This is a genomic window from Scytonema hofmannii PCC 7110 (genome assembly GCF_000346485.2).
Lineage (GTDB): Bacteria > Cyanobacteriota > Cyanobacteriia > Cyanobacteriales > Nostocaceae > Scytonema > Scytonema hofmannii.
In genome coordinates this window covers 5693616-5706723 of the sequence record NZ_KQ976354.1, presented here as the reverse complement: position 1 = coordinate 5706723, position 13108 = coordinate 5693616, and the positions used below count along the sequence as shown (strand labels likewise).

Sequence of the window (13108 nt, the reverse complement as noted above, 5' to 3'; positions counted from 1 at the left end):
GTGAAACAATGTCTAAAGAGTACCAACGAATCAGTTATGCTGTTTGGGAAATTACCCTCAAGTGCAACCTCGCTTGCAGCCACTGTGGTTCACGAGCAGGTCAAGCTCGTACAAAAGAACTCTCAACAGAAGAAGCGCTTGACCTTGTTCAACAGTTAGCCGAAGTTGGCATCAAGGAAGTGACTCTCATTGGAGGAGAAGCGTTTTTGCGTCCGGACTGGCTGGAGATTGCTAAAGCTATTACTCAGGCAGGTATGCTCTGCGGCATGACTACCGGCGGCTATGGCATCTCACTAGACATGGCACGCCGGATGAAGGAAGCAGGAATTTCTATGGTTTCCGTCTCAACGGATGGAATGGAGGCGACTCATGACCACCTGCGTGGTCGAAAAGGCTCTTGGAAGTCCGGATTGAGAACTATGGGCTACCTCAAGGAAGTTGGTATTCCCTTCGGTTGCAATACCCAGATCAACCGCCTGTCTGCTCCGGAATTCCCGCTTATCTACGAGCATATCCGTGATGCTGGCGCGTGTGCATGGCAAATCCAGCTGACTGTTCCTATGGGCAACGCAGCAGATAACGCAGACATCCTGCTCCAACCATCCGAACTATTAGATATCTACCCCATGCTTGCCCGTGTTACCCAACGAGCCAACCGTGAAGGAGTCAAGGTACGTGCTGGTAATAACATCGGTTACTACGGTCCTTATGAACGGTTGCTACGTGGGGGAGGTAATGAATGGACATTTTGGCAGGGTTGCGGTGCCGGATTATCCACGCTGGGTCTGGAAGCGGATGGTGCAATTAAAGGCTGTCCTTCATTACCCACGGCAGCATATACTGGTGGTAACATTAGAGAGCGCTCTCTACGTGAAATTATTGAACAAACAGAAGAGCTGCGGTTTAACCTCGGTGCCGATACTCCCCAAGGGACGGAACATTTGTGGGGATTCTGCAAGACCTGCAAGTTTGCTGAGCTATGCCGTGGAGGCTGCACTTGGACGGCTCACGTCTTTTTCAATCGCAGAGGTAACAATCCTTACTGCCATCACCGCGCTCTAGAGCAAGCGAAGCATGGCATACGAGAGCGTGTTTACCCTAAAGTAAGGGCGCAAGGACTTCCTTTTGATAACGGTGAGTTTGCCTTGATTGAGGAGCCACTTGACGCTCCTTGGCCTCTCGACGATCCACTTCATTTTACTGCTGACCGCATTCAATGGTCAAACAGTTGGCAAGAAGAACCTGAATACACTTACTCCTTAGCAAGATAAATACTGTGAACGAAACAACTGGTGAATTCTCAGTTCCAGAGAACAACTCAGTCGATTCTGAGAACACCGAGCATCAAGAGTGGTCGAAAAGTGTTTCTGAAGGTCAATTGGATTCTCCGTCTCCCCTTTTACCTCGCTCTGCTTGGCAGAATCAACAAGCTTTTTTGAGGATTCTGATTAAGGCGAAACAAGCCCTGGATATGGCAGAGATTACTGCTACCCTCTGGGGTTGAGGCTGTTTATCAATCCAGTTCTGTTGACAAATTTTACACCTACATGAAGCTTACACATCGGTTACTTTACCCACCCGCCTGGTCGATCGCCGCCAAACTTTCGGCGGCATTGCTCTCAGTTGCAATTATACCGATGAGCTTCACCGCCTACTACAACCTGCGACAGAGCTTAGATAGCCTAGAAGCTGGCGAATACCGCAAACTAGAATTACAAGCTACCAGTACTGCTAGTCGCCTAGACCAACTGATTATTGATATTCATCGCGTTTTAGTCCAAGTTAGCAGCGATCGCAATGTGGTAAGTTTCCTCACTTCCAACGCTCCTGGAAAGCAAAAAGCCTTCCGTCTGTCGATGCAGCAGACACTGGAAAACATCTCCCACTCTAACCCAGACTTTGATGCTATCTTTCTCATGGACACACAAGGTAAATGTGTCGCTTCCACCGAACCAAAATTCGTTGGTAATAAATATAACTATCGGGAATACTTCCAACAGGCAATCCAAGGAAAATCCTACGTCTCTACCATCTTGGTAGGTCAAACGACCGGACGACCAGGACTGTTCCTCTCGCACCCGGTGCAATCTGAAAAGGGCAAAATTGTGGGAGTGGCGGTATTCAAGATTAAGGGAGAAGATATCTGGGAAATTGTTAATGAATTGCATGGCTCCCAGAGTTATGCCTTCCTTGTTGACCAGTACGGGGTGATTATCAGTCATCCCGACCAATCCCTACTTTATCATAGCCTCAACCCCTTGCCGCCAGAAACGCGAAAGCAGGTCGAAACCGACAGACGCTATGGTCTTAAGCAGATCGAGAGCTTAAACATTCCAGAGTTAGCGGTAATGGTGGGAGCCAACGATCCGGGACACACCAGCTATCGCTTGAGACTTGCACAAATGCCCCAGATAGTTGGCTTTGCACCTTTGAAAGAGCAACCTTGGGTTTTAGGAGTCAACCAACCCAAAGCACAGTTTACCGCTCCCTTGAATCGCCTAATCTGGCAACACGGCAGTATTGTGCTAGTTGTAGGGGGAATGACGGCAATCATAGCATTGTTCTTAGCACGGACTATTTCCAGACCAATTCGCGCCCTCACAACCGCAGCACAAGCACTGGAACAAGGGGATTTCAATCCTCAAGAATTGGCTGTTGTGTCTCGCACTCATGACGACATGGGTCAACTTGTGCGTATTTTTTTACACATGGCTCGTGAAGTTAAAACTAGAGAGCAAAACCTAAAACAGCAGGTAACCGCCCTGCGAATTGAGATAGACGAAACTAAAAGAGTCAATCAAGTTGCGGAAATTACTGAGAACGAACACTTTAAACAGTTACAAAAAAAGATACAAAAGCTGAAACAGCAAACCGTAAGCTCAGGTGAGACTGAGACAGAGTACTTCCAGCGATTGCATAGCAAGGTGCAATCCCTTAAAGAGCGTACAAGTTACTAAATGAAACCTTATTTTTACTTTGTACCTTAAAAGCATCCCACCGACAGAACCTGCAACCCATTATGCATGAAAGAAACACTCTTTTCCCCACTCCCTACTCCCCACTCCCCACTCCCCATGCTTCTTGAGAGGTGATAAATATGACATCTGATGACGACGAACTTATCTCGCGTGAGGAGGTGCTAGCGGGTTTTCCAGCTAGACGAGCAAATACTTTGCTGTTTTTGATTGAGAGTCGGACAGCGCAGATAGTAGCGCGATCGCGGGTGGAGTTTGCCCTCACAGAACAAACTGCGTCAGAGCGCGACTTGGCTTTTTTGGAAGCCTTTGCCTTAGGAAATGCGCCTCCACTCCACCCCACCATCCAGCATCTAGAACGCTATGCCTCGGAATGGACACCCTTAGTGCCGGAAAACACTAAACTTAAAGCCGCTGTTGTCCACGCTCTGGGCGAGAAGTACACTTTCACATACCAGGCAGTGCCTAATATCCGGGCAGCTTTGGGTTTGGATGAGAAAGCGGTACAGGTGGCTTATTCCCGCCTATACAAAAGACAAGTAGTAAAAATATTTGCATCTACGCTACCCATAACCGAACAATTGCGCTGGAATTTATCTGCTCTAGCCCAACGGCTAGAGTCTTTGCCACCCTTCTGGCTCGCCTGCTTGATTACAGTTGCTTTGGGTTTGCCCCAAGCCTTCTTAGCCTTGCCCATTGCTGTCGCCGATATTGGTCCTCTGGCTACTGTTGCTTTTTTAGTCATCATCGGCATCATTAACATACTAACTATGGCTTGTATGGCTGAGGCTGTTGGTCGTAGTGGTGACTTCCGTTATGGTAATCCTTTTATCAAACAATTAGTATCCAATTACTTAGGAAATACTGGCTCCTTTATACTTTCTCTAGCTGTAGGCATCCGTGTTTTTCTCATAGCTTTAGCTTGTTACATCGGTTTGTCAACAACTCTAGCAAACTTCACCCACATCAGCCCAGCACTGTGGGCAGTGTTACTTTTCTTTGCCGGGTTGTACTTGCGATCGCGTAAATCCCTAAATTTTACCGTTGCCGTAATGGTATCTCTTGCAGCAATCAACGTGAGTTTGCTCCTGATTCTCTCAATTTTTGCCTTGAGCCATCTGCAATTGGACAACCTTTTTTATCTCAACTTGCCTTTCCTCAATGGTCATCCTTTCCAACCTTGGATGCTACAGCAAGTACTTGGTGTTAGCCTCATGCTTTACTTTGGGCATGTCTATGTGGGAGAATGCGCTAAGGTCATACTCCCACGCGACCCAAGTGCTTCATCACTGATTTGGGGTAGTGTAGCGGGAACTGCTTTTTTAACTGTTCTTTTTTGCATCTGGGTGTTGGCTGTCAACGGAGCTATTTCACCGGAGTTGCTAGCTGGACAGTCAGGCACTGCCTTGGAGCCACTAGCGCTTCAAGTCGGTCCCATTGTCTCAGTATTGGGAGCAGTTTTAGTCACACTCCTCTTGGGAATGGCTTGGCTCCGTAGTTCGAGTCTTCTGCTTAACCTAGCTAGGGAGTGGTTACCTATCCGACCTCAACCCGTCTTGATGTTGCCTAGACAACAAGGAACATTGATATTACACCCATGTGGCGATCGCAGTCGTGTTCCCCATATTGGTTTAACCTACCTAGGACTGGAAGAACAAGCGCCAAGGTTTCGCCTAGATGTTCAATCGAGTGGCAAAATCCGTCATACAGAGATAACAGTGACAGAGCGTTGGGAGATTAAAGAGGTACTCGATCAGTTTGCAGACCTCCACAAGTGGGACATTCACCTAACTTTAGAGGTACGTTCGGCAAACCAAGATAGTGTGTGCTTACAAGTCACTTCACCAATGCTCATAGCCTATGAAGGAAGGTTAAAGGCAGATGTCCGCAATACTACTGTTGATAATGTCAATATGCCAACAAGGGCGCAACGATTCTGGACAACCCTGCTCAACCAACGTCGCTTCCTTCTATCCATCAGCCCGTTAGTGCTAGTCTTCCTGCTGACTGAGTGGCTTTTCCTGACTGGTGTACAATCGTTTACTAGTATACTTGCCTTTGCTGGTGTTCTAGGTAACTCCTTGGTTGGTGGTATTTTCCCAGTTTTACTGTTGTTTTCCAGCCGACGCAAGGGCGAGTTGGTGCCGGGAGTTGTCTTGAAAATTCTTAACCATCCGTTTTTCAGCGTTGGTATCTACAGCCTCTTTTTAGCCATTTTGTTCGTCCACGGTTTGTTCATCTGGTCGAATCCTGTGGCACGTATCAGCGCATTGTGCATCGCCTTGCTATCGCTAGGAGCAACCCTTGTCATGAAGCGCTATGGAGCCTTCGCTTCCCGCGTGGTAGTAGAGTTGCGAAAAGAGCAGCACTTAGGAGGACGATCCGTCTTCACTATCACTGCTAGCGGACAACCAAAAATGGCAGAGGTATACCTGGGATATGCTGAGGGTGAACAATACCACCAAGCTGCTAGTGTGGAAATTCCATCCCTAAAGACGTTGCGTTATGCCATCTTCCGCTTAACAACTAAGCGAGAAGAAGAACTGAGAGTATGGGCACACAGTAGCAACTTCAACGGAGACTCAAAGAGTTTACCTGCATTTATAGAAGTCGAGAGTGGAAACAAGAATATACAGTTTGACTTGAAACTATCCACCGGACGAGTTTTGCTACCTCTTTTTAGCGACTCGTGCTGGTTAAAGTTGACATTTCCCAAAGATGGAGAGTTAGTGGTTAGTGGATAGTGGTACTTTTTGACAACTACTCCCTTCCCGCCCAAAGATTACCTATCTAAATGAACCGCAAAGACGCAAAGAGCGCGAAGAAAGAGGAACATACGATCAGTAGTCTTATAGCGGAAAGAGAGTAACACCCAACAACTAACAAATAACTAGAGGTAAAATATGGCACAAATTATAGCTGTTCATTCTTTCCGTGGTGGTACTGGCAAATCAAACTTGATTGCTAACGTTGCTGCTACTATGGTGCGTCAGGGACAACGAGTAGGTATTGTTGATACTGACATTCAGTCACCAGGAGTTCACGTTCTTTTCGGTCTCAACGAGGAAAACATGAACTACTCCCTCAATGACTACCTGTGGGGACGCTGTGATATTAAAGACACTGCTCATGACGTAAGTCATATTCTCATGACACAGGGGGAAATAAGTACGCTAAAAGGTAACCTTTACCTGATTCCCTCTAGTATTAAGGCTAGTGAAATCGCTAGAGTTCTGCGCGAGGGGTATGACGTAGTCCGGCTCAACGATGGTTTTCAAGAACTCATTCGCTGTCTGAACCTAGACTACTTGTTAATTGATACGCACCCCGGTCTTAATGAAGAAACTTTACTTTCCATCGGGATATCTCATGTTCTAATCGTCATTCTACGTCCAGATCACCAAGACTTCCAAGGTACTGCTGTAACAGTGGATGTAGCTCGAAAGCTCAAAGTACCCAAAATGCTGCTAGTGGTTAATAAGGTGTTATCAGCCTTCGATTTTGCCGACTTACGGCAACAAGTTGAGACAACTTATAACGTCCCTGTGGCTGGTATTTTGCCCCTGTCTGAAGAAATGGTACAATTAGCCAGCAAAGGTATCTTCTGCCTAAGTTATTCTGAACATCCCATAAGTCAGACTGTGAAAGGGATTGTTGACGAGATTTGTGGGTTGGTTGTTAGTTGTTAGTTGATAGTTAATAGTTGATAGTTGTTAGTTGTAAAAAAGGACGACTAACCACTAACCACTAACCACTAACCATTTGGTAACGATGTCCTATGCTTGCTCAAGAATCATTCCGCGCTAGTGTCCTTGCCAGTTTCGCAGCCAGCGCAAAAGAGGTAGAGGAACTACTGGCTTACAATCAAAACGTCTTTCATCGCAACACGTTTACCCATCCCGTTAAATTTCCACTTGCACCTGAAGCCCATGTGGCAGCTTGGCAGGAGTATGCTGTTGCAGCAATTGACGGAGCATTTGAAGCACTCAAGCAACGGCTTGTGCAGTTCCGGTTTCCCATACTCGAAGGTATCAGCCAAAGTGAGGCATATCGCGCTGCTACCCGTAAGGGCGTTCCAGTGGATGGCATACCAGAGGCGACTGGTTTAGTCTTGAAACAACCTGAGAAACTCCAGGCGATCGTACATCAAAGCGTAGCAGGAGCCATCCCGGTTTTGGTTGCCCCAAATCGAGAGGACTTTGTTTCTCTGGTACAGGCGCTCACCATGCGGCATGAACCACTACCAGTCCCTGCTTCTATGGGAGCATGCATAGTCGGCGGGTACAACAACTGGGACAGGATTCGCTCCTATCGGCAACAATGGAAAACTCAAAATCCCGGCAATTGCTCCGAAAGTAGTTGGGCAGAAGAGTTTAAACGCTTAATCTCACAAAAGGAGCTTTATCAGGATCGGTTCATTATTTTGAGTGACGGTCCCTATAGCAACGTTTCTGCCAAGGACGTGGGACTAGAAGAACCCGAATGGCAGCGCCTATCCCTAATCCTTCGGCTAGAACATGAATGTACCCACTACTTCACACATCGCTTGTTTAACTCAATGCGAAACAATATGCTCGACGAACTCATTGCCGACTACAGAGGCATTGTCGCCGCTACAGGACACTATCGAGCCGATTGGTTCTTGCGCTTTGTGGGGTTGGAGTCGTTTCCCAATTACCGAAAAGGAGGTAGGCTGGAAAACTACCGGGGTCAGCCCCCACTTTCCGATGGCGCTTTTAAGATTCTACAGACGTTAGTGAAAGCTGCCGCAGAAAATTTAGAGCGCTTTGATGCTGAGTATGCAGACGAGTTAAGAACCGTTAATGGTCAAACCTTTATGTTGATGGCACTGACTCATTTGACATTGGAAGAATTGGCTTCTGTTGAGGCCTCCTCACGTATCCAAAAGACCCTTATTAAGGAGGCGTAGGGTGGGCAATGCTAGCCCTGTCAAGATAACTCATAAAATTTTGATTCAGGCGGCAATTCCTTATCTTCTCTCTCTGTGCTCTCTGCGCCTCTGCGGTTTAAAAGTAATTTATTTAACCGCAGAGACGCAGAGTACGCAGAGGTAAGAGGAGAGATAGTTAGCAATGCCCACCCTACTATCTGTATATAGCCATCAAAAAAGCAACTATTAATATACGCGAATATACTTAGATAACACCGAAAATTATCCGCGTCCATCAGCGTCCATCTGCGGTTCAAAATCCACCCATCCTATAAGAGGTATGAGTTATGACAGAAGTTCTCCTACAAGAATTGAGTAATAGCGACATCGATTGGATGATTGCTACAGGGCGTCAGCGAGAAATACCTGCCAACACTGTACTCCTTCACCCAGGAAAAGCTGCCGATAGTCTGCATATCCTACTAGATGGAAATTTAACAGTTAGCGTCTCAAGTACTGACAACAATCCTCTGGCTCGTGCTTTTGCAGCCATAGAGGGTAGTGAAACTTCAGGACGGGAGATTGCTAGGTTATCCAGTGGTGAGGTCGTGGGAGAAATCCCTTTTGTAGGTGTCCGTCCGTCCGCCACTACGGTTAAGGCTACTGAAAAGTCCCTGGTGATGTCAATTCCCCAACAGCATTTGGCAGCAAAATTACAACAAGATGTAGGTTTTGCTTCACGCTTTTATCGGGCGATCGCTATTTTATTCTCAGACAGACTGCAAAGCATTATCAATCGGTTTGGTCGTAGCAACTTTGCTCAAAGTCAACCCCTAAGGGACGTGCTGTTTATTTTGAGCGAATTGCATGACAGTGACATTGACTGGATCGTGGGTTGTGGAACTCAGCAAAGAATTCCTGCTCACACCGTACTCATCAATGAAAGAGGAGTTGTGGATGCGCTGTATATTCTACTTGGTGGAACAATGTCTCTGTCTGTTTCTGGTGACTCGCGCAATCCCTTGGCTCGTGCTTTTGCAGCTATAGAGGGTGATGATTTTTCTGGTTTCGAGATAGCGAGATTATCGAAAGGCGAAATCGTGGGAGAAACACCCTTTATCGATGGTCGTTTACCCTCTGCAACGGTCAAAACTCTTGAAGACTCATTTGTGTTGTCGATTTCGCGCCAGCAATTAGCAGCAAAATTACTGCAAGATATCGGTTTTGCATCCCGCTTTTATCGAGTGATTGCAACTTTGCTTTCACATAGATTGCAAGGAATGCTTAGCAGCCTTGGTTATGGTAGGCGGGTTTATAGCAAAGGTCAGCCATTAGATGAAAATGTTGAATATGAGGATGAACTGGATGTCAGTGTTTTAGATCGTATGGCGCTGGCTGGAAAAAGATTTGATTGGATGCAGGGACGCCTAAAAGTAAGTTGAATTTCTTGTCAAGCACCAAATGTGCTGTTATTCATTCCTGACACTTAAAACCTAAAATCCCATATTTATGATACAAACGTGAGTGTAAATGTTAGACCAAAAGCGCAGTTTATTTAGAAAAGAATCAATTGAACGTTTATCTTCCCCTGAAAGACTAGACCAACTCATGCAGGTGGTTAGTCCTAAAAGCTGGCTACCTCTAACCGCCTTAGGTTCTCTGGTAGCAGTTGCTATCGTTTGGAGTATTTACGGACGCATCCCCATCACTGTCGAGGGTCGAGGGGTAGTCATTTACCCCCGCAAAGTTGTGCCACTGCAATCGAAAAGCGCAGGGCAATTACTTGCTCTTGATGTCAAAGTTGGGGATGTTGTTAAAAAGGGGCAGGTGCTAGCGACAATTGACCAAGTTGATTTACGCAAGCAGCTACAATTAGTACGCGCCAAACTAGTCCAACTAGAAGAGCAAGATCGTAACGCTAGCTCGCTCCAAGTGCAACGTCAACAACTTGACAGAAAAGCAATCCAAGAACAACGCCTGTCTCTTAAGCAAAAACTAAAGATCGTGCAGGATTTGACACCTATTTTGAGGGAGAAAGGGCTGATGTCAATCCAGCGCGAGCGTCAGAACTTACAACAACGCTTGCAAATACTCCGGGGGCTGCTTCCTACTTACAAGAAGAGATTGGACAATCGCCAGATGCTATTTAAACAGGGAGCGGTTGCCGATGATACGGTGCTACAAGCGCGGCAGCAATATGACGATGCCCGCGTAAACATTGATGAAGCTGAAGCTCAGTTGAAGCAACTTGATGTTAAAGAAGCAGATGCACAACAGCAATACCTCTCGAACCTGAACGAAATCAAAAATATCCAAGCCCAGTTGCAAGAACAGGAAAGTAAAGAAGCCAATCTAGCTCAACAAGACCTACAAACTTTAACAGTCCGGAAAAACGAAATTCAAGAAGTTACGCGCGAGATTGCCAAACTCGAACAACAACTCAGCAATAACAGCCAGATTATCAGCCAACATAACGGACGCATTCTCGAACTCACTGTTACGCCTGGGCAAGTCGTCAATGCGGGAACCCGCTTGGCAACCGTGGAGGCGGAGAATCCATCCAACAAGCTGGTTGGCGTCACCTATTTTCCGGTTGCGGAAGGCAAGAAAATTCAGTCGGGTATGGCAATCCAAATTACCCCCCAAACTGTCAAACGAGAACGCTTTGGCGGCATTGTGGGTACTGTAACCAGTATCTCACGGTTTCCTATTACAAAAGAGGCAGCCGCTAATGAGGTGGGCAATCCAGAAGTGGTAGAAGGTCTGATATCTCAAAAACAGGAAGGTCTAATGCAAGTCTTCGCTGAGCTACAGACGGATTCCACCTTCAGTGGCTACAAGTGGTCTTCTTCCACTGGACCGCACTTAAAAATCTCTCCTGGAACTACCACTGTTGTTCGAGTTCAGGTGGATGAACGCGCTCCTATCACCTTCGTTTTACCTATTTTGAGGTCTTTCAGTGGTATCTACTAATCCAACTTTAGAAACACCGATTCATCTTTTGCGGCACCTGCAAACATTGATTAATAATAGAGGCAGGCGACGCGTAAAGACTCCCACTCTCTTACAAATGGAGGCTGTGGAATGTGGTGCTGCTGCGTTAGGAATTATTTTAGGTTACTACCGTCGGATTGTACCACTGCCAGAACTGCGTCGAGAGTGTGGAGTTTCCCGCGATGGCAGCAAGGCGTCTAATGTGCTCAAAGCTGCCAGAAGCTACGGACTCCAAGCGAAAGGTTTTAAAAAAGAACTACAGCAACTGCAAGACCTGCGTCCTCCTTATATTGTGTTCTGGAACTTCAACCACTTCCTGGTAGTGGAGGGATTTAGCAAAGAACGCGTTTATCTCAATGACCCCGCCACTGGACCGCGTACTATATCCCAACAGGAATTTGACGAGGGGTATACTGGAGTGGTGCTGGTCATGGAACCAGGTACTGAGTTCACCAAAGGTGGTCGCAAACCCAGTATGTTAACAGCGCTGTGGGAACGGCTACACGGTGCTGCTGGTGCTTTAGTTTACTGCCTAATTGCGGGTTTTTTATTAACTCTTGTCGGGCTGGCGGTACCCATATTTAGCCAAGTGTTTGTAGACGACATTTTGGTGCAGCAACGACAGCACTGGCTGCGTCCACTGCTTTTGGGAATGGCGATCGCAGCCGTACTCCAGGGGTCGCTAACATTACTGCGGTTACGGTACCTGCGTCGCTTGAAAATCAAGTTGTCTGTCGGAATGTCCAGTCGCTTTCTCTGGCACATCCTGCGTTTACCTGTTGGTTTTTACGCGCAACGCTTTGCCGGAGAAATTAGCAATCGCACCACTCTTAACGACGAAGTTGCTGATGTCCTTTCCGGAAAGTTGGCAACTACAGGCATCGACACGGTAATGGTAATTTTTTACGCCCTAGTCATGCTTCAGTATGACTGGGTACTGAGCTTAATTGTAGTTAGTTTTGCTGCCATAAATGTGTTAACATTACAGTGGATTTCCCGACAACGGGTAGACGCCAATCAGCGACTGATACAAGAGTATGGCAAAGCTGCTGGTGCTTCCATTGCCGCTCTTCAAAGTATAGAAACACTCAAGGCATCTGGGTTAGAGTCAGATTTCTTTTCCCGATGGTCAGGTTACTACACCAAAGCTATCAATTCCCAGCAAGAGCTTGGTGTCACAAACCAGATTTTCTCAGTATTACCCATGCTCTTATCAGCCCTCTCGTCCATGCTCTTGTTGATTGTAGGCGGTTTGCGGGTGATGGATGGACACCTTAGTATTGGGATGCTTATAGCCTTTCAAGGTTTAATGCACAGTTTTCAGCAACCTGTGAACAATCTCGTCAACTTCGGTAGTACTCTTCAAGAACTGGAGGGCAATTTAATTCGCCTAGATGATGTGCTGGACAACCCTATCGATCCGATAATAGAGCACAGGAGAGGGGGAGAAGGGGGAGATAAAGGAACAAATTCTTCCTTGTCTCCTCGTCTACAGGGGTATGTCGAGTTGCACAACATCACATTTGGCTATAGCCGCCTAGAACCCCCCTTGATTGAAAACTTAAACCTCTCCGTTCAACCCGGACAGCGAGTCGCGTTGGTAGGTGGGAGCGGTTCTGGCAAATCTACTGTTGCCAAAGTGATAAGCGGGCTTTATCAACCTTGGGCGGGAGAAATTTTGTTTGATGGTAAATCCAGAGAGCAGATTCCGCATCAAGTACTGACTAACTCTGTTGCAATGGTAGAACAGGATATCCTGCTATTTGGCGGAACCGTCAGGGATAATTTAACCTTATGGGATACTACGGTACCAGACAAAAGCTTGATTCGAGCTTGTCAGGATGCAGCGATCGCCGATGTGGTTCTTTCTATGTCTGGTGGGTTCGATGGAGAACTGATAGAAGGTGCTGCTAATTTAAGTGGAGGTCAGCGACAGCGGCTGGAAATAGCACGCGCTTTGGTGAACAACCCCTCCATACTCGTCATGGATGAAGCTACTAGCGCCTTGGATGCGGAAACCGAAAAAATCATTGACGAGAATCTGCGGCAGCGGGGATGCACTTGCATTATCGTGGCACACCGCTTAAGCACCATCCGGGATTGTGATGAAATCATTGTCCTAGAACGAGGAAAGGTGGTACAACGAGGCACTCACCAACAATTGTGGCACGTAGAGGGAGTTTACTCGCGGTTAATTCGCACCGAAGGTGAAGCGCTACAGGCGGAGTGATGGCGAGCAGGGGGAGTT

The 13108-nt window shown here is 46.9% G+C and carries 9 protein-coding genes; all 9 read left to right on the top strand.

The window, feature by feature from the left end:
* Positions 1–8: 8 nt before the first annotated feature.
* The 9 genes from WA1_RS23675 (at position 9) to WA1_RS23635 (ending at position 13090) form a co-directional block, all read left to right on the top strand.
* Entirely contained in the window at positions 9–1271 is a 1263-nt protein-coding gene (locus WA1_RS23675) for a nif11-class peptide radical SAM maturase 3 (protein WP_017740073.1), read from the top strand.
* Positions 1272–1276: 5 nt separating this feature from the next.
* Entirely contained in the window at positions 1277–1504 is a 228-nt protein-coding gene (locus WA1_RS23670) for a hypothetical protein (RefSeq protein ID WP_017740074.1), read from the top strand.
* A gap of 43 nt (positions 1505–1547) precedes the next feature.
* A complete protein-coding gene (locus WA1_RS23665) occupies positions 1548–2957 on the top strand; it encodes a PDC sensor domain-containing protein (RefSeq protein WP_026134321.1) in 1410 nt (469 codons plus the stop codon).
* 140 nt (positions 2958–3097) lie between these two features.
* A complete protein-coding gene (locus tag WA1_RS23660) occupies positions 3098–5719 on the top strand; it encodes an amino acid permease (RefSeq protein ID WP_017740076.1) in 2622 nt (873 codons plus the stop codon).
* Between the two features lie 159 nt (positions 5720–5878).
* Positions 5879–6664 carry a MinD/ParA family ATP-binding protein gene (locus WA1_RS23655; RefSeq protein ID WP_017740077.1) on the top strand — a complete coding sequence of 262 codons (786 nt, stop codon included), beginning with the start codon at positions 5879–5881 and terminating at the stop codon, positions 6662–6664.
* A gap of 89 nt (positions 6665–6753) precedes the next feature.
* Entirely contained in the window at positions 6754–7905 is a 1152-nt protein-coding gene (locus WA1_RS23650) for a DUF7005 family protein (RefSeq protein WP_017740078.1), read from the top strand.
* A gap of 308 nt (positions 7906–8213) precedes the next feature.
* The gene (locus WA1_RS23645) at positions 8214–9308 is read left to right on the top strand and encodes a cyclic nucleotide-binding domain-containing protein (protein ID WP_017740079.1); all 1095 of its coding nucleotides are present in this window, start codon (positions 8214–8216) and stop codon (positions 9306–9308) included.
* Positions 9309–9396: 88 nt separating this feature from the next.
* Positions 9397–10839 carry an NHLP bacteriocin system secretion protein gene (locus WA1_RS23640; protein WP_017740080.1) on the top strand — a complete coding sequence of 481 codons (1443 nt, stop codon included), beginning with the start codon at positions 9397–9399 and terminating at the stop codon, positions 10837–10839.
* Positions 10826–13090 (top strand): NHLP family bacteriocin export ABC transporter peptidase/permease/ATPase subunit, encoded by a 2265-nt coding sequence (locus WA1_RS23635; protein ID WP_017740081.1) that lies wholly within the window; start codon positions 10826–10828, stop codon positions 13088–13090. Before WA1_RS23640 ends, WA1_RS23635 begins: the two co-directional genes overlap by 14 nt.
* Positions 13091–13108: the final 18 nt, after the last annotated feature.